At 65.3% G+C, this 17,123-nt stretch carries 18 protein-coding genes; 11 read left to right on the top strand and 7 right to left on the bottom strand.

Annotated features, from left to right (window positions below; translation table 11 throughout):
• Nucleotides 1-138 precede the first annotated feature (138 nt).
• From ACZ5MJ_RS00740 to ACZ5MJ_RS00720, 5 genes are all read left to right on the top strand, one after another.
• Nucleotides 139-1,011 (top strand): FAD binding domain-containing protein, encoded by an 873-nt coding sequence (locus ACZ5MJ_RS00740; RefSeq protein ID WP_464221655.1) that lies wholly within the window; start codon nt 139-141, stop codon nt 1,009-1,011.
• Nucleotides 999-1,505: a (2Fe-2S)-binding protein gene (locus ACZ5MJ_RS00735; protein WP_464221654.1), complete on the top strand. Its 507-nt coding sequence runs from the start codon at nt 999-1,001 to the stop codon at nt 1,503-1,505. Before ACZ5MJ_RS00740 ends, ACZ5MJ_RS00735 begins: the two co-directional genes overlap by 13 nt.
• Nucleotides 1,505-3,793 carry a xanthine dehydrogenase family protein molybdopterin-binding subunit gene (locus tag ACZ5MJ_RS00730; protein WP_464223623.1) on the top strand — a complete coding sequence of 763 codons (2,289 nt, stop codon included), beginning with the start codon at nt 1,505-1,507 and terminating at the stop codon, nt 3,791-3,793. The genes ACZ5MJ_RS00735 and ACZ5MJ_RS00730 overlap by 1 nt, the downstream gene beginning before the upstream one ends.
• A complete protein-coding gene (locus ACZ5MJ_RS00725) occupies nt 3,790-4,386 on the top strand; it encodes a UbiX family flavin prenyltransferase (RefSeq protein ID WP_464221652.1) in 597 nt (198 codons plus the stop codon). The genes ACZ5MJ_RS00730 and ACZ5MJ_RS00725 overlap by 4 nt, the downstream gene beginning before the upstream one ends.
• Nucleotides 4,387-4,452: 66 nt before the next feature.
• Nucleotides 4,453-5,541 carry a CobW family GTP-binding protein gene (locus ACZ5MJ_RS00720; RefSeq protein ID WP_464221650.1) on the top strand — a complete coding sequence of 363 codons (1,089 nt, stop codon included), beginning with the start codon at nt 4,453-4,455 and terminating at the stop codon, nt 5,539-5,541.
• An 18-nt stretch (nt 5,542-5,559) separates the two neighbouring features.
• Here ACZ5MJ_RS00720 and ACZ5MJ_RS00715 read toward each other — a convergent pair whose 3' ends face one another.
• The gene (locus ACZ5MJ_RS00715; RefSeq protein ID WP_464221649.1) at nt 5,560-6,570 is read right to left on the bottom strand and encodes an AraC family transcriptional regulator; all 1,011 of its coding nucleotides are present in this window, start codon (nt 6,568-6,570) and stop codon (nt 5,560-5,562) included.
• 346 nt (nt 6,571-6,916) lie between these two features.
• On the opposite strand from ACZ5MJ_RS00715, the gene ACZ5MJ_RS00710 reads away from it, so the two are divergent.
• The 5 genes from ACZ5MJ_RS00710 (at nt 6,917) to ACZ5MJ_RS00690 (ending at nt 11,174) form a co-directional block, all read left to right on the top strand.
• Nucleotides 6,917-8,266: a nucleobase:cation symporter-2 family protein gene (locus ACZ5MJ_RS00710; RefSeq protein ID WP_464221647.1), complete on the top strand. Its 1,350-nt coding sequence runs from the start codon at nt 6,917-6,919 to the stop codon at nt 8,264-8,266.
• Nucleotides 8,267-8,269: 3 nt separating this feature from the next.
• A complete protein-coding gene (locus ACZ5MJ_RS00705) occupies nt 8,270-9,676 on the top strand; it encodes an amidohydrolase family protein (RefSeq protein ID WP_464221644.1) in 1,407 nt (468 codons plus the stop codon).
• 341 nt (nt 9,677-10,017) lie between these two features.
• Nucleotides 10,018-10,206, top strand: a complete 189-nt coding sequence (locus ACZ5MJ_RS00700) for a hypothetical protein (RefSeq protein WP_464221642.1) — start codon at nt 10,018-10,020, stop codon at nt 10,204-10,206.
• A 183-nt stretch (nt 10,207-10,389) separates the two neighbouring features.
• Nucleotides 10,390-10,698 (top strand): DUF4258 domain-containing protein, encoded by a 309-nt coding sequence (locus ACZ5MJ_RS00695; protein ID WP_464221640.1) that lies wholly within the window; start codon nt 10,390-10,392, stop codon nt 10,696-10,698.
• Between the two features lie 5 nt (nt 10,699-10,703).
• Nucleotides 10,704-11,174 (top strand): hypothetical protein, encoded by a 471-nt coding sequence (locus ACZ5MJ_RS00690; RefSeq protein WP_464221639.1) that lies wholly within the window; start codon nt 10,704-10,706, stop codon nt 11,172-11,174.
• Nucleotides 11,175-11,293: 119 nt separating this feature from the next.
• Here the strand turns inward: ACZ5MJ_RS00690 and ACZ5MJ_RS00685 are convergent, their stop codons facing one another.
• From ACZ5MJ_RS00685 to ACZ5MJ_RS00665, 5 genes are all read right to left on the bottom strand, one after another.
• Entirely contained in the window at nt 11,294-11,752 is a 459-nt protein-coding gene (locus tag ACZ5MJ_RS00685; protein ID WP_464221638.1) for a DUF2846 domain-containing protein, read from the bottom strand.
• Nucleotides 11,749-12,156 carry a hypothetical protein gene (locus tag ACZ5MJ_RS00680; protein ID WP_464221636.1) on the bottom strand — a complete coding sequence of 136 codons (408 nt, stop codon included), beginning with the start codon at nt 12,154-12,156 and terminating at the stop codon, nt 11,749-11,751. The genes ACZ5MJ_RS00685 and ACZ5MJ_RS00680 overlap by 4 nt, the downstream gene beginning before the upstream one ends.
• Nucleotides 12,157-12,417: 261 nt before the next feature.
• On the bottom strand, nt 12,418-13,374 hold the full coding sequence (locus ACZ5MJ_RS00675) for a Bug family tripartite tricarboxylate transporter substrate binding protein (RefSeq protein WP_464221634.1): 957 nt from the start codon (nt 13,372-13,374) through the stop codon (nt 12,418-12,420).
• A gap of 63 nt (nt 13,375-13,437) precedes the next feature.
• The gene (locus tag ACZ5MJ_RS00670; protein WP_464221632.1) at nt 13,438-14,859 is read right to left on the bottom strand and encodes an amidase family protein; all 1,422 of its coding nucleotides are present in this window, start codon (nt 14,857-14,859) and stop codon (nt 13,438-13,440) included.
• A gap of 108 nt (nt 14,860-14,967) precedes the next feature.
• On the bottom strand, nt 14,968-15,744 hold the full coding sequence (locus ACZ5MJ_RS00665; protein WP_464221631.1) for a FadR/GntR family transcriptional regulator: 777 nt from the start codon (nt 15,742-15,744) through the stop codon (nt 14,968-14,970).
• Nucleotides 15,745-16,003: 259 nt separating this feature from the next.
• On the opposite strand from ACZ5MJ_RS00665, the gene ACZ5MJ_RS00660 reads away from it, so the two are divergent.
• Entirely contained in the window at nt 16,004-16,324 is a 321-nt protein-coding gene (locus tag ACZ5MJ_RS00660) for a 2TM domain-containing protein (RefSeq protein WP_432258461.1), read from the top strand.
• Nucleotides 16,325-16,361: 37 nt separating this feature from the next.
• On the opposite strand, the gene ACZ5MJ_RS00655 is transcribed toward ACZ5MJ_RS00660, so the two are convergent.
• A complete protein-coding gene (locus ACZ5MJ_RS00655; protein WP_464221629.1) occupies nt 16,362-17,123 on the bottom strand; it encodes a LytR/AlgR family response regulator transcription factor in 762 nt (253 codons plus the stop codon).

The following is a 17,123-nucleotide window of genomic DNA, read 5'->3' as shown; positions in this document are numbered from 1 at the left end:
TAGGGTAGCACGATCAATTAATCCGTTTCCGGGTCTTTACCGATGAAGGCCGTCCGCCCATGATGACTTCAACGGTGCGCGCTGTAACGTCACCTCGCGACAGGCAGACGCCGCCGATGGCACAGACCAGGAGGAGCAATGAGAGCGTTTGAATACTTCGAACCGGCAACGCTGGCGGAGGCTTCGGCCATGCTGCACCGGTGCGGCGGCAGGGCCAGCGTGCTGGCCGGCGGCACGGACCTGCTGGTGCAGATCAAGGAGTCCGTGCGCAAGCCCGAGCAGGTGATCAACATCAAGAAGATCCCGGGCATGGACATGCTGACCTTCGATCCCGTCAACGGCCTGCGCGTCGGCGCGCTGGTGACCACGCGCGCGGTGGAGACGTCGGGCTTCGTGCAGCGCCATTACGCCAGCCTGGCGAAAGCCGTGACGGACTTCGCCTCGATCCAGGTGCGCCATCGCGCCACCGTGGTGGGCAACGTCTGCCGCGCATCGCCGTCGGCCGATTCGATCGCGCCGCTGGTGGCCGACGGTGCTTCGGTGCACCTGTACGGACTCGCCGGCTCGCGCGAGTTGCGCGTGGAGGACTTTGTCACCGGCGTCGGCAAGACCGCCATCGCGCCGGACGAGATCGTCACCCGCATCACCGTGCCGGCGCCGCGGCCCCACACCGGCAAGGTCTACCTCAAGCATGGCCGCCGCGTGCAGATGGAGCTGGCCACCGTTGGCGTGGCGGTATCGCTGACGCTTGAGAACGGCCACTGCGCCGACGTCGGCATCGTACTGGCAGCGGTCGGCCCCACCCCGGTACGCGCCGTGCGCGCCGAGCACGTGCTGCGCGGCCAGCGCGTGACCGACGCGCTGATCCTGCAGGCCGCGCACGCCGCCATGGGCGATGCGCGCCCCATCAGCGACGTACGCGCCAGCGAAGCGTACCGGCGGCAGATGGTCAGCGTACTGACCCGCCGCGCCCTGGAACAAGCCGTGGAGGCAGCAGCATGCGAAAAATGATCGAACTCGTCATCAACGGCGAGCCGCGCGAACTGGCGGTGGCGCCGCACAGCACGCTGCTCGACGCCCTGCGCAATGACGCCTGCCTGACCGGCACCAAGAAGGGCTGCGATGTAGGCGAATGCGGTTCATGCACCGTCATCATCGACGGCCAGCCGATGAATTCCTGCCTGGTGCTGGCGCCCGAAGCGCACGGCTGCCGCATCACCACCATCGAAGGCGTGCAGCCCGCGCCCGACACCGTGCACCCGATCCAGGAGCAGTTCATGCAGTGCGGCGCCGCGCAGTGCGGCTTCTGCACGCCGGGCTTCGTGGTAATGGCCAAGGCGTTGCTGGACGAGAACCCGCATCCCACGCGCGACGAGATCCGCTTTGCCATTGCCGGCAATATCTGCCGCTGCACCGGCTACACCAAGATCATCGAGGCCATCGAGAAGACCGCCGAGGCCATGGACCCTGCGGGCTGCAAGGTTCGCGCCAGCGAGGAGGCATGATGACCCACGCCGTGATCGGACACAGCGTCAAGCGCACCGACCTGCTCGACAAGGTCACCGGCAACGCCAAGTACGTTGCCGACATGCCCTTCGCAGGCCTGCTGTTCGGCAAGCTGAAACGTTGCAATGTCGCCCACGCGAAGATCCGCCGCATCGACACTTCGCGTGCCCTGGCCTTGCCGGGCGTCAAGGCCGTGCTGACCCATGAGAACGTGCCGCGCGTGCTGCACGCGGGGTCTCCGCATCCGCGCTCCGCTTCGGTGACCTGCGACCAGTACATCCTGGACGACAAGGTGCGCTACTGGGGCGAAGGCGTGGCCGCGGTGGCCGCCATCAGCGAAGAGATTGCCGAACGCGCGATCGAACTGATCGAAGTCGAATATGAAACGCTGCCCGCAGTTTTCACCACCGAAGACGCCGAGCGCTCCGATGCGCCGCGCATCCACGACCGCGAACCCGGCGGCAACCTGGTGCTGCCGCCGGTCATCATCAGGCGCGGCGAAGTGGAAGCGGGCTTTGCCGAAGCGGACTTCATCCTGGAGGGCATCTACGAAGGCGGCCGCCCCACCCCCGCCTACATGGAACCCAACGTCTGCACCACCAGTTGGGACGGCAACGGCAACCTGACGGTATGGATCTCCACCCAGACCGCCTTCATGGTGCGCGGCATCATGGCCGAAGTGCTGGGCCTGCCGCTGCACAAGGTGCGCGTGCTGGTCGACCATATGGGCGGCGGCTTCGGCGCCAAGCAGGACCTGTTCCAGCATGAGTTCCTGTGCGCACTGCTGGCGCGCGAGACGCGCCGCCCGGTGCGCATGGAATACACGCGCGAGGAAACCTTCCTCGGCGGCCGCACGCGCCATCCGGCGAAGATCTGGCTCAGGCAAGGCTTCCGCAATGACGGCACCATCACCGCGCGCCAGGCCAGAGTGGTGTTCAACTCCGGCGCCTATGGCTCGCATGGCCCCGGCGTGACCAATGTCGGCACCGCCGCCATGGTCTCGCTGTACCGCTGCGACAATGTGCTGCTGGAAGGCCGCTGCGTCTACACCAACAGCCCCATCGCGGGCGCCTTCCGCGGCTATGGCGTGGTGCAGACGTACTACGCGCTCGACGTGCAGATGGACGAGGCCGCCGAGCACCTTGGCCTGGACCCCGCCGAGCTGAAGCTGAAGAACGCCGTGCGCGAAGGCGATATCGCGCCGTCCAACCATCCGCTGATCGGGCACGGCCTGGAGGCCTGCATCGAGAAGGGCATGGAGCTGGTCGACTGGCCCGCGCTGCGGCGCCGCCCGCGCGACACCAGTGGCCCGATCCGCACCGGCTGGGGCCTGGGCTGCGAGATGCACGGCAGCAGCGCCTATCCCGGCATCAAGGAACAGGGCAACGCCATCATCAAGATGAATGAGGATGGGACAGTGGTTCTGCTGACGGGCGCGGCCGGGCTGGGTACCGGAGCGCACACGGCCCTCGCGCAAATCGTTGCCGAAGAACTGACGCTGCCGTTCGAAGCGGTGTCGGTCGTGCACGGCGACACCGACGTCGTGCCCTGGGACATCGGCGCCTTTGCCAGCCACACCACCTATATGGTCGGCAAGGCCGCGCAGATGGCCGCCGGCGAGATCAAGCGCCAGCTGTTCGAGCGCGCCGCGAAGCTGATGGAATGCGAGCCCGATGCCCTGACGCTCACCGCCGGCGTGATCGCCGTGCGCGACCGCGACGGCCCCACGCTGACCGTGCGCGAGGCCGTGATGCCGCGCAAGGGCATTCCCGCCGCGCAGCTGGTGGGCACGGCCACCTATCACCCGACCAAGTCGTACTCGTTCGCCGCGCATTTTGTTGAAGTGGCGGTCGATACCGAAACCGGCTTCATCACGGTGCAGCAGGTGGTGCCGGTGCATGACGTCGGCAAGGTGATCCACCCGGTGGCGGCCGCGGGCCAGATCGAAGGCGGCATCCAGCAGGGCATCGGCCACACGCTGTATGAGGACTACCAGATCGACATGCGTACCGGCCGCTCGCTCAACGCCAACTTCGTCGACTACAAGATGCCGCTGGCGATGGACATGCCGCCCATCCACACGGTAATCCTGGAAGCGGCGCCCGACCCCGGCGGCCCCTTCGGCGCCAAGGGCGTGGGCGAGGACCCGATCGTCGCGATCGGGCCGGCGATTGCCAATGCGGTATTCGATGCCATTGGCGTGCGCTTCCGGCACTACCCGATCAAGCCGGAGCAGGTGCTGCAGGCACTGGCGGAGAAGACGGCGAAGGAAGGCGCCACCCCATGACCCGCAAGCAACGCCTGGTGGTCGCCATCACCGGCGCCAGCGGCGCGGTGTACGGCGTGCGCATGCTGCAGGCACTGTCGGCGCTGGACGGCTGGGAGACCCACCTGGTCTGCTCGCCGTCCGGCCTGCTGACCGCACACCATGAGCTGGGCCTGCAACGCCCGCAGATCGAGGCCATGGCCGACGTGGTGTACAACGTGCGCGATATCGGCGCCACCATCGCCAGCGGTTCATTCCGCTGCGATGGCATGGTGGTGGCGCCGTGCTCCATGCGCACGCTGGCCGCCATCGCCACCGGGCTTGCCGACAACCTCGTCACCCGCGCCGCCGACGTGATGCTGAAGGAGCGGCGCCGGCTGGTGCTGCTGACGCGCGAGACGCCCTTCCACCTGGTGCACCTGCGCAACATGACCACGGTGACGGAGATGGGCGCCATCGTGCTGCCGCCGATGCCGGCGTTCTATGCACATCCGCAGTCAGTGGACGACATCGTCAACCACACCGTGGGGCGCGTGCTGGACCTGTTCGACGTGCCGCACGACGGATTGGTGGAACGCTGGGAAGGCTTGCGCCCCAATGTCGCCACCGCGTGAGAAGAAGATTTCGCCTCGCAGCAGCGAGGAACGCAGTATCCAACCCGGTAAAAATCAGGAGACAACATGAACGCACCTGCCGTCGCACAACAACCGCCCGTCCCGGTCACCATCCTTACCGGCTTCCTCGGCTCGGGCAAGACGACGCTGCTCAACCATATCCTGACGCAGAAGCACGGCCACCGCATCGCCGTGATCGAGAACGAGTTCGGCGAGGTCGATGTCGATTCCGACCTGGTGATGACCTCGGATGAAGAGATCTACCAGATGACCAACGGCTGCATCTGCTGCGTGGTCGATGTGCGCACCGACCTTGTGCGCATCCTGCAGAAGCTGCTGGAACGTCCCGAGCGCTTCGACCATATCCTGGTCGAGACCAGCGGCCTGGCCGATCCCACGCCGGTGGCCGCCGCCTTCTTCATGGACCACGAAGTCGCCAGGCAGGTCACGCTGGACGGCATCCTGACGCTGGTGGACGCGGTGCATATCGAAAGCCATCTCGATGATCCTCAGCTGACCGGCTTCGACAACCAGGCCGTCGACCAGATCGTCGCGGCCGACCGCGTGATCCTCAACAAGACCGACCTGGTGGACGCCCTGCAGCTCGACCGGCTGGAGGCACGCATCCACCGGCTGAACGAAGGCGCGCAGATCCTGCGCTCCAACTTCGCGCAGGTGGACCTGGGCAAGATCCTCGGCATCGGCGGCTTTACGCCTGGCACCATCCAGGCGGATGCGCACGATGACCACCACGATCACGCGCATGACCATGACGATCACGACCACGTCTGCGACGAGCATTGCGATCACGTGCACGATGACGACGCGCATGGCCACCGCCACGATCCGTCGGTCGCGTCGGTATCGCTGGTGTTCGACCAGCCGTTCGACCGCCAACGCCTGGAGCATGGCCTGAAGGCCCTGCTGGCCGCACAGGGCGACGACGTGTTCCGGATGAAGGGGATCGTGGCCATCGACGGCGACGCGCACCGCTACGTGCTGCAGGCGGTGCACCGGCTGATGGACTTCCATCCCGCCGATGCGTGGGGCGCGGAAGCGGCGCAAAGCAAGTTTGTGTTTATCGGCCGCAACCTGGACAAGCAACGTCTGCAGACGCTGCTCAAGCTGTGCCTGCCGCTGGCTCAGGCGGCCTGATGGCCGGCTGACCCGATGTCAGCCCCGCTGCGGGCCTTCACCGGCCCGCAGCGTCTGCGACGGCAGCTCGCCGAACTCGCGCCGGTATTCGCGCGAGAACAGGCTCAGGTGGGTAAATCCGTGCCGCAGCGCGATCGCGCTGACCATCCCCTTTTCTTGCCGCGCCCGCTGCAGGTCGGCGCGCGCGCCATGCAGGCGCAGGAGCCGCAAATACTCCATCGGCGTAGTGTTCTTGCTCTTGCGGAAGCCCAGCTGCAAAGTGCGCGCCGATACCCCGCAATGCGCCGCGATCTGCTCCAGCGTCAAGGGCTGGTCAAGGTTGGCCCGCAGGTAAGCGATGGCATTGCGCACATAGTCAGGCAGTGCCGCGTCGAAGCGGCGCGGCAGCATGTTTCCATCGGCGGCGAAGCGGTCGAGCAGCAGCGTCGACAGCACGATGCGCTCGATGCTGGCATCCACCGCAGGCACACCGCTGCCTTCGCGCCGTACCCGCGTTTCCGCGCGCAGGTAGCTCACCAGCGCCTGCCAGCGCTCGGCCCGGCCATCGTCCGCCACCGGCTGCATGTCGAATTCAATCGGCGCCGGCGGCTCGAAGCTGAACTGCTGGCGGAACGCCTCTTCGATCAGCTGCCGGCGGATCACCACGCTGAAGCGCACGCAGCCCGGGTCCAGCGACAGCGTGGCCGGCACGGTGGGCGAGAACACAAAGGTCGCCCCCGGCGGCATCAGCATCACACCGCGCGGCGTCTCCACGTGGCACGTTCCCGCCAGCACGGTCTGGATCACGAACTCATCCTTGTTCGGCTGTGGTTCGATCTGCACTGCCTGGTTGTAGGCGATGGTAACCAGTGTCAGCCGGCCGATGGTGCTGGTGTCGATACGGGCATCGAGCGCCGCATCGGCTTCGGTCGCGCGCAGCCGCGTAGGGCCGAACACGCGCCCGGAAAGCGACTGGACGCGATCCAGGTCACCGCCGCGGCCGGCTGGCGAGCGGGAAGCTGCAGCAAACCATCCTGCGTTGGGTGACATGGCGTTGGAGAAAGAGGTGGAAAGAGCCGGAAGAACATCTTCGCTTCCAGCGCATTCGGATAGCAATCAAGGAGCGCATCCATCCTATGACCACCCCCGCCCTCACGCAACCCAAGGGAAACCCCTGACGCCCCAGGCGCGCATTTTGCGAGCCCGATTGCGGCCCGGTGCCAGGGCCTTCGCAATAACGCTATGACGGCACGCCGTGCGTCACTACTGTGCAAGGCATGCGTCGGCCATGCGCCGCGCATGGCACCGTGACGGACCGAGCCCGGCAACCAGCAGACCGGGCCAGCCGCCGCCGGCATGGCGCACTTTCCCCCAGCACGCGGCAGGAGACAACATCATGCAAGCAGCGGTTCATCCCGTCGACCAGATCCTGCCGGCACGCGCCATGGCGTCGCTCGGCTTCCAGCACATGCTTGTCAGTTATCTCGGCGCCATTGCGGTGCCGATGATCGTCGCCGGCGCGCTCAAGATGACGCCGGCGCAGACCACCATGCTGATCAGCACCGCGCTGTTCACCTCCGGCATCGCCACCCTGCTGCAGACCGTCGGCTTCTGGAAGTTCGGCGTGCGCCTGCCGCTGATGCAGGGCGTGGCGTTCAGCTCGGTGGGCCCCGTCATCGCCATCGGCACCGATCCGGCGCTCGGCTTCAATGGCGTGTGCGGTGCCATCATCGCCGCGGGCGTGATCGCGATGTTCCTTGCGCCCGTCATCGGCAAGCTCAAGCGCTTCTTCCCGCCGGTGGTCAGCGGTTGCACCATCACCGCGGTGGGCCTGTCGCTGTTCCCGGTTTCGTTTCACTGGTTTGGAGGCGGAAGGGGGGCGCCGGATTTCGGCGCCCCCGTCTTTTTCATCGTCGCCTTCGGCGTGGTGGCGCTGATCCTGTTTATCAACCGGCACGGCGGCGAGCTGATCCGCAACCTGTCCGTCGTGATCGGCCTGCTGGTCGGCGGCGCGGTGGCGTGGATGCTGGGCATGGGCAGCTTCGACGAAGTCGGGCGTGCGCCATGGTTCACCATGGTGACGCCGTTTGCCTTCGGCATGCCCACCTTCAACGTCGGCGCCATCACCACCATGGTGATCGTGATGGTGGTGCAGATGGTGGAATCGATGGGCCTGTTCATCGCCGTCGGCGATATCGTCAAGCGGCCGCTGACCGAGCGCGATGCCACCCGCGGCCTGCGTGCCAATGGCCTGGCCAGCGCCATCGGCGGCATGTTCGCGGCCTTCCCGTACATCGCCTTCATGGAGAACGTGGGGCTGGTCATCGTCACCGGCGTGCGCAGCCGCTGGGTGGTTGCCACCTGCGGCGCGATGCTGTGCGCCGTGGCGCTGGTGCCCAAGATCGGCGCGCTGTTTGCGTCGATCCCCGCCGCCGCGCTGGGTGGCGCCACCATGGTGATGTTCGGCGTAGTCGTCGCCGCCGGCATCAAGACGCTTGGCGAGGTCGAATACGACCGCAACCCCAACAACCTCTCCATCGTCTCCATCACGCTCGGCTGCGCGATGATGCCGGTGATGGTGCCCGGCATGCTGGAGAAGCTGCCCGGCTTCCTGCAACCCTTTGTCCACAGCAGCGTGATCATCGCCTGCGTGGTCTCCGTGGTCCTCAACCTGATTCTCAACGGCATGCCCGCCCGTGAAGCCGACGAGCTGCCCGCCACCGCCGACAACGCCCAGGGAGTCTGAAACATGGTGCAGAACACCAACGCTACCAGCAACACATCCGCCGGCGACCTGCTGATCCGCAACGCCGCCGCCGTGATGACCGGCCGCACCGGCAACGCAGCGCGCGCCGGCGCCGCCGACATCCGCATCCGCGACGGCCGCATCGCCGAGATCGGTGCAGCTTTGCCGCGCCACGACGGCGAAGCCGTGCTCGACGCCAGCGGCTGCGTGGTCTACCCGGGCTGGGTCAACACCCACCACCATCTGTTCCAGAACCTGCTCAAGGCCGTGCCCAGCGGCATGAACGTGGGGCTGGAGCCATGGCTGGCCTCCGTCGCCTACCCGCGCCTGGCGCGCTTTACGCCCGAGATCTTCCGCACCGCCGTGCGGCTGGGCATGGCGGAGTTGCTGCTGTCCGGCACCACCACCTGTGCCGATCACCACTACCTCTACCACCACGGCCACGGTGCGGAGACCGGTGACGTGTTGTTCGAGGTAGCGGAAGAGCTCGGCATGCGCCTGGTGCTGTGCCGCGGCGGCGCCATCCAGTCGGCCGCCGATCATCCCGGCATGCGCGCGACTGCACTGGTGCCCGAGACGCTGGACGAGATGCTGGACGATATCGAACGGCTCAAGGCGCGCTACCACGATGCCTCTGCCGATGGCCTGCGCCGCGTAGTGGTCGCACCAACGACGCCAACCTTCTCGCTGCCACCCGCCCTGCTGCGCGAGCTGGCTGCCTTCGGGCGCGGCATGGACCTGCGCCTGCATTCGCACCTGTCCGAGACCGACAACTACGTGAAATTCTGCCGCGAGAAGTTCCAGTGCACGCCGGTGCAGTTCGTCGCCGACCACGACTGGCTGGGGCCCGATGTCTGGTTTGCTCACCTGGTCGCAGTGAACCCCGAAGAGATCCGCATGCTGGCCGTGACCAACACCGGCATGGCGCACTGCCCTGTCAGCAATGCGCGGCTTGGCAGCGGCATCGCACCGGTGCGGGCGATGGCCGATGCAGGCGTGCCGATTTCACTGGGCGTCGACGGCGTGGCATCCAATGAATCGGGCAGCATGGTGCATGAAGCCAATTTCGCGTGGCTGGTGCACCGGGCGCTGGGCGGGGCCGCGCAAACCCGTGTGGAGGAAGTCATCCACTGGGGCACCGCAGGCGGTGCGCAGGTGCTGGGGCTGCCGGGGATCGGCACGCTGGCGCCGGGGCAGTCTGCCGACCTGGCGATCTATGACGTCAGCGGGCTGCGGTTCCATGGCTTCCATGACATCGGCACGGCACCAGTGGCGGCAGGCGAGCCTACGCCGGTGCGGGATGTGCTGGTGCGGGGGCGGCAGGTAGTGCGCGATGGAGCGGTCGTGGGGCTGGATCTGGAGAAGCTGCGCCGGGAGGCGCGGGAGGCGTTGGCGACGCTGGTGGATTAGGCGTTTGGCTATTTGCTGGCGCGCGTGACTCGGGCAGGATTCGGCGTCCGTGTGGGAATGCGAAGTGTCTTATCGAGTTGTTGGCTCTGACGCGGGAGACTGACACGGTCATCGCAAACAACGGTGACCGGGCGTGGAAGCCCGAACTGCAAGCACCACAGGACGGCGTCTTCGACGCCGCCTGTCTTCGCGTACGCGCTTGTCATCCATGGCGGGCCGACACGAGGCAGCCGCAAGGCTGGCCGGCTTGGTGTTTGCATCGGTCTTCCACCCTCGTCGTCAGGCCCGCCGCCCTCCCCTAACGTCGCGCGGCGGACCTTCATGCAACGGTAGGAGGTCCTATGTCGGAAATCGATCTATCCACGGCGCGGTACAGCATTGAGACGGTGGCAGCGGGTATGGAAGGGGTGCTTATGCTGCTGGAACAGCATAGCGAGCAGTCGGAGGCCTGCTTTAGTGCGTTTTGTTTGTTGGGGCTGGTGAAGGCGCAGCTGGAGAGTGTGTTGGCGGATGAACTGCCTGCGCCTTAACTGGTACGGCTTCCCGGCAAAGGCGTTGGTGACTGTGGCGTCGGGAAGCCTCTCTTTACCCATGGTGTCGCCACGCAGTGCGTCGCTCACACTGCGGACGGAACGGGTGCCGCAAAAATCACTCGCTGGACGCCAACAAGCCAGCTCGGTACACTTCAACCTATCAAAATAATAGGTGGCCTGGTGAGGCACCCGTCAACCCGTCAGCTGGAAAAGCATATCCGCGCATGCGCACAGGAAACGTCGAACATTGTGTTCGTGGGTCACGCGCGCGACCGAATGCGGTTACGAAAGATCAATGACCCAATGGTGCTCGAAGCTCTCCGCAAGGGCGTCATCTTGCGCGAACCGGAGCCCGACATGCGAGCATCCGGGCTTCGCTGCGTGATGGAGCGCTATGTTTCAGGGGTCAATGTTGGCGTGGTTGTGCTGGTCGATCACCCAGCCCCGGATTTGACGGTCATTACGGTGATGGAAGTGACCAAAGGGTAAGGAAGATGTACCACTACACAGACGGCGGTCTCAAAAACGTGTGGCTGGTCAATGGATACAAAATCCAGAGCACGCCCTACGGCGAAGGCGTATCGATCGAGGACCTAGATGGTCTTTGCGTCGCCGTCTGTCTCGCCCTGGCCAAGAAGCCATCCCCCCTCACCGGTACCGAATTCCGCTACATCCGCAGCGCGGGCTTGATGCAATCCCAAGCCGGTCTGGCGAAATTGCTTGGGAACAATGAGCAGGCCGTCGCTCGTTGGGAGAAAACCGGCAAGTTGCCAAGGTGGGCCGACAAACTGGTACGCCTGCTTTACCTGGCGCGCGCGGAAGGCAGTGCTCCTATTGCTTCAGTGATTGAACGCATCAACGCAGTTGAGCGCGCGGAAAAGCAGAAGATCGTGCTACGCGCTGCGAAATCCGGGTGGGCATCCAAGGTCGAGTCACAAGGCAGTGACGAAGGCATTGCGGCATAAGAGATGAGAGATGATGCGCGCGAAAAGCGCCATCGCCGCCGACAGCCCGACTTACGACGGTTGGCGACGTATGTGCGTCGCCAACCAAATCCAACCGCGACGCGGCTGAATCAATCCGCTTACTTCGCGGGAGCCTTCACCAGGTCCCCGGTGTAGCTCAGCGACGCCAGCTCTTCCTTCGCCTTCTCCGGCGTTTCCAACTCCAGCACCACGCGGCCTACCATCAGCCCCAGCGACGGGGAACTGCGCACGTATTTCGTCTCGCCCGCATCGAGCACGAAGCTGAGCGTCTTCTCGGTTTCCGTCGAGGTTGCCGCGACATACTTGCCAGCCGTGCGATCCACGAAGAAGAAGCCTCCGGGCTTGGATTCGCCGACGACCTGGTTATTCAGGCGGATATCCGGCTGGATGGCCGCCCCGAACATCGACGCCGAACGCAGGAAATAAATCCGACCCTCGCCAGGCTTCAGCGTGGGCATCGATGCCGCCATCTCGGCGTGCTTCACGCCGGAAGCGCATCCCGCCAGCAGCGACGACACCGCCAGTCCGGCGATCAGCATGCGCGCAACCCGTTTCATTCCGATTCTCCCAAGTTCAAAGGTACTGCTGTGGTTAGCGGGGAGTAGTTCTGCTCCCCGGGCAGATAGAAACCCACCAGTGTCTTGTTGCGAACGACCAGATAGGCCTCGTGAACTTGGCGGCCCTCAATCGTGAGAACGGTCCCGACTGGGCGATAGACATCGCCTTGCGGAAGGCGCCCGACCTGCGACCAGGTCGACTTGGCAGCGAGTTCGCGGGAATAGCCGGTATCGAGCTTTACCTGGGCTGGCGACAGAAGCTGGATGCGCTTGGCTGTGGCGGCCGGCTGCATGAGCTCCACCGTTGCCGGGGTGGTCGCGATCATTGGGGCGCAGGCGGAGAGTGCCAGGCAAAGGCCTGTGGCGAGGCACAGGTGGTGGGCGCGGGAAGAGAAGGAGGTCATGGCTGGATACGCTCGAGTGTATGGCTAGCAACCTGTGTGGCTGCGCCCCGCAGCGATTGCGCCAGGCGGCACGATGCGGCGCCATTGGCACTTTCCCTTGGCGCCGCCCAGGTTGTCGTCTGAGGCTATTTACGACACTGGGGCGGCCATGCTTAAGACAGTGCGACACCCTACAGGAGGAGGGTGCCAGGGGAATGCTCCAGCAAGCGGATACGGATGAAGATCGTCTCCATCCGAGTTTTGACGACGGCTGCAGCCCCCTCAATCCCCCTTGAAACCCGACGCCTTGATTACCGGCGTCCATCGAGCCGAAAGCGCGCTCGCATACCTGGCGACCTCATCAGAAGTGCCGCCCGGCAGGATGTCATACCCGGCGCGCGCCAGCTTTTCACGTACATCCTGCATGGCAAGCACCTTGCGCACGGCCTGATACCACTGCGTGGCCAAATCGGGCGGCGTGGTGGCGCGGACATAAAGCAGATAGCGCGATGACGTCACGAGGTTGGGAAAGCCAGATTCCGCAAAGGTAGGCACTTCCGGCAAGGCGTCGGCGCGCTTTTCCCCTGCTACGGCCAGGACGCGAAGCTTGCCGCCGCGATGCAGCTCGGTGAAGGTCGTGATGGCATCCATGCCTGCCGCGATCTGGTTGCCCATCATCTCCGTTGCCATCGCCGAGCCACCGCGATACGGCACCAGCGTGCTGCCGGTGCGGGACTGGCTGACGAACTCCACGGCGAGGAAATGCAGCAGCGTGCCAACCGTGCTGATGCCGATCGAGTACTCGGCCGGTTTGGCCCTGGCGGCCTTGACGAAGTCGGCCAGTGTCTTGATGGGTGAGCTGGCGCTGACCGCAATGCCGAACTGGACGCCGGTCACATCGGTGAGCGCGGTGAAATCAGCGGCGGGATTGAAGCGCATATTGCTGTAGATCAGCGGCCCGATGAACATCGGATCGACGGGCGCCAGCAACACGGTGGTGCCGTCCGCCGGCGCGTTCTTAAGAACTTCGGCCGCCAGGCGCGTCCCCGCACCGGGACGGTTGTCGACGATGACGGTGCGGCCCATTGCGTCTTTCAGCTTTTCGGACAGCAGGCGGCCCATATAGTCGGCCGGACCTCCCGCCGGAAATGGCACGATGATGCGCGATACGGTCTGCCCCCATGCGGCGCGGGAGAGCAGGCCACCGGTACACAGGGCGGCAGCAGTGCCGGCCAGCATGGTGCGGCGCGACAGCCGTGGGGCGTAAGCGGGATTACGTTCGTTCATGGGAAGCTCCTGGGTCTAGATGCCGGGTTGCACGTCGGTGAAAGGTGTGAAGCGCGCCGCGTCTTCAATGGCCTGGCCGGCGCGCAGCAACAGGTCTTCGCGGAAGCGCCAGGCCATCAGTTGCACGCCGACAGGCACGCCGCCGGCCATGCCTGTCGGCACGGACAGCCCGGGCATGCCCAGCATGGCCGTTGCCAGCAACGGGCTCTGTGCATCCAGCAAAGCCATGCTCTCTTCGGGCGTGCGGATATCCGCGTCTTGCACGCTTGGGCGCTGCCATGACACCGGCATCAGCACCAGCGGATACGTTTGCATGAACAGCGACCAGTTACGTGCGATCGCCTGGCGCCGCGCCAGGGCATCCAGAAAGCCATCGCGATCGGTTTCCTGCATCCCGTCCAACATATTGCGCTGGCTTTGCCGCATGGCCTCGTCGCCATGCCGGTGCACGCCTGCGATGATGTTGCGACGGCTGTCGTCGACTGTCAGCGTGCGCCACAGTGCTGCCGCTTCCATGAAGTCAGGCAGGCTGGCATCCTCGACGGCGTAGCCCGCTTGCTGCAGCCATTGCGCGGCGCTGTCCAGCGCCGCGCTGACCGCTGGATCGACGGGAATGCCCGGACAGCGCCTGAACAGCGCCACGCGGGTCGGACCCGGAGGCAGCGGCAGTTCCAGCGGCACCGGCACCCAGGCGGGGTCGCGCCCGTCGTATCGAGCCATGGCGTGGTAGCCGAGACGCAGGTCGGCGATGCTGCGCGCCAGCGGTCCCTGCACGGACATGAGTTGCGGCGTGATGCTGCGCTCGACGGCGGCCGACGGGTTGTATGCGGGCACCCGCCCCGTCGTCGGCCGCAAGCCGACGACACCACAGGCATAGGCCGGATAGCGAATGGAGCCGCCGATGTCATTGCCATGTGCCAGCGCCCCCATACCGGAAGCGACCGCGGACGCGGCACCGCCACTGGAGCCTCCGGGGGTGATATCCGCATCCCACGGGTTCAGCGTGCGCCCATGCAGGCCGTTGTCGGTGAACCAGCGCGAGGAATAGGTAGCCGTGTTGCTGCGCCCGACGATGATGGCCCCGGCACTGCGCAGGTTTGCGACGACAGGCGCATCCTCGCGCGCGATGTTGTGCTTCAGCGGAATTACGCCATTGGTGGTGGCGTGGCCCGCCTGGTCGACATTGATCTTGATCGTGACCGGCACGCCGTGGAGTGGCCCCAACGCCGCGCCCTCCGCGACCTGACGATCCGCGGCGTCCGCCCTGGCCAACGCCTCGCCGGCAAGCACTTCCGGCAATGCATTGAGGCGGGGATTAAGGGCGTCGATGCGGGCCAGCACGCTGGCCGTAACCTCGCGGCACGAAATCTCGCGCCGCCGCACGGCATCGGCTATATCAACAGCGCTCCAGCGCCAAAGCGTCTCATCAGGTTTCACATCAGGGCTCCCAGGATTCAGGCAATAGGAATCCCACCCGCCGTGTCGGATGCGACGACGGCGGTTGGGTGTGCAGAAAAAAGGGGGGGACGCTAGCGCGTCAGGGGATCAGTCGCCCGGGCTCATCAGCAAGCTCCCTCGATCCACCCGGGATTCGGCCTCCAGAGCCAGGGATTCCGCGTGCGCCATATGCTCTTGCATCAGCGCACGCGCACGCTCCGGGTCGCGCGCGCGGAAGGCTTCGAGCAGCGCGTTGTGGCTGTGGAAGATCTCTTCATCAAAGTCGTCGAAATCGTCTTGCGCGTTTCGTACCACGATGACGCGGCGGATGATGTCGTTGAGCAGGCGGCAAAACAACGCCAGCATGGGGCTGCTGCAGACATCTGCCAGGCGGTCGTGAAACAGCAGGTCGGCTTTGCGCCGCTCATTCCAGTCCGTGCTGCCGCCATGTCCAGGATGGCTCAGTCCGACCAGGGCTTCGAGGTCGGCAATATCGGCATCGGTCACGCGCAAGGCGGCGTTGGCGGCCAGTTCCGGCTCAACCGCCCGGCGCAGTGCATACAGCGTGACGATATCGACCGTCTGGAAGTACAGGAAGTTGGAGACCGCCTCCAGGCATCGCTCGTAGGGCGGCTGCGTCAGCGTGGCACCGCCGTTCGGTCCCGTACTGACCTTGACCAGCCCCTGCGCCTGTAGCGAGGCAAGCGCCTCGCGCACCGTTCCGCGCGCTACGCCCATTTGCTCAATCAGCGCCGCTTCTTGCGGAAGCTTGTCGCCAACCTTCTGGTGCGTCTGCACGATCCAGCGCTTGATATCGTTGACCACCTGGTCCGAACGCTTCACGCGCTTGCTGCCCTCTATCTGCGGGATCGGCTTGGAGTCCATCGTTTTCTATTTATGATCATAATTACTATGATTATGATCAAGGCCCGGACTTTTCCTATGCGGGTATTCCCGGCGGCAGCGGCGACAAGGCAGTGAGGTCGCGACAAGTTGGGGTCACGAGATATCGGGGCCGCCGACATTCGCGCTATTCGCTCGCACACCGGCGAACAAAATCCGTCGATTCGCCCCATACGCCTGGTACTGCCCTTTGTAGTGACCTACCTTACGCATGCCGACAAACTTCACCACGAGGTATCCCATGCACCACGCCTTCCCGCCCGACGACCCCAACGCCATGGCCTACTGGCGCGCACGCCGCATGGTGCGTGCCCTGCGCGGCTGGTACATCCACCTGCTGGTCTACGCTGTCGTCAATGCCTGGCTGTGGTTGCGCTTCTTCTACTTTCCGTCGCCGGTGTGGTCGCATTACTCCACAACGGGCTGGCCGTGGCCGCTGAGCACCACGCTGGGCTGGGGTCTGGCGCTGACGATACACGGGCTGCTGGTCTGGACGCGGCTGTCGCGCCGTGGGCGTGACTGGGAACAGCGCAAGATCCAGGAATTCATGGATCGCCAGTGAACCCCTCAGCCGGCGGCGCATTGCGCCGCCGGCTGCCTTACATCTGCCGGAACCGGTGCATGTAGGCGCGCGATACCGGCAACTCGGCATCGCTGTCGCGCATCCTGACAAAGAGCCGCCCCGCCTCGTCGCGGCGCGTGCCGGCCACATATTCCATATTGACGATGGATGAGCGGTGGATCTGCCAGAACACTTCAGGATCAAGGCCGGCGATCAACTCCGCCAGCGGTGTGCGGATCAGGTGTTCGCCATCGCGGGTGTGCACGACCACGTACTTGTCATCGCTCTGGAAGTACATCACCTCCTGGATCGGCACATGGCTGGTGGTATTGCCGCGGCTGGCGCGCACCCAGCGCAGCTGGCCGCCGCTTTCGGCGCGCGGCTGGGCGCGTGTGAGCTGGTTCAGCAGCTGGGCCAGTTCGGGCAGCGGCGCGGCGTCCTGCAACGCCTTGCGCAGCCGTTCAATGGTGCGGCCAAGCCGTTCCTCGCTGACCGGCTTGACCAGGTAATCGACTGCGGCACGTTCAAACGCATCGAGCGCGAATTCGTCATAGGCCGTGACGAACACCAGCCGCGTATCGGCTTCAATCCCTTGCGCCACTTCCAGCCCGGACAGGCCGGGCATCTTGATGTCGAGGAAGGCTACGCTCGGCGACAACCGTGCGATGGCGTCGGCGGCTTCGATGCCGTTGGTCGCCTCGGCAACGATCTGCAGCTCCGGCCAAAGGCGTTGCAGCTTGGTGCGCAGATACGCGCGCAGGTGCTCTTCATCGTCGGCAATCAGGGCGGTGGGCGTCAT

The sequence above is a fragment of the Cupriavidus sp. LA-1 genome (genome assembly GCF_055385985.1).
Note: the sequence above shows the minus strand (reverse complement) of the source record. Positions and strands in the feature narration are given on the sequence as shown.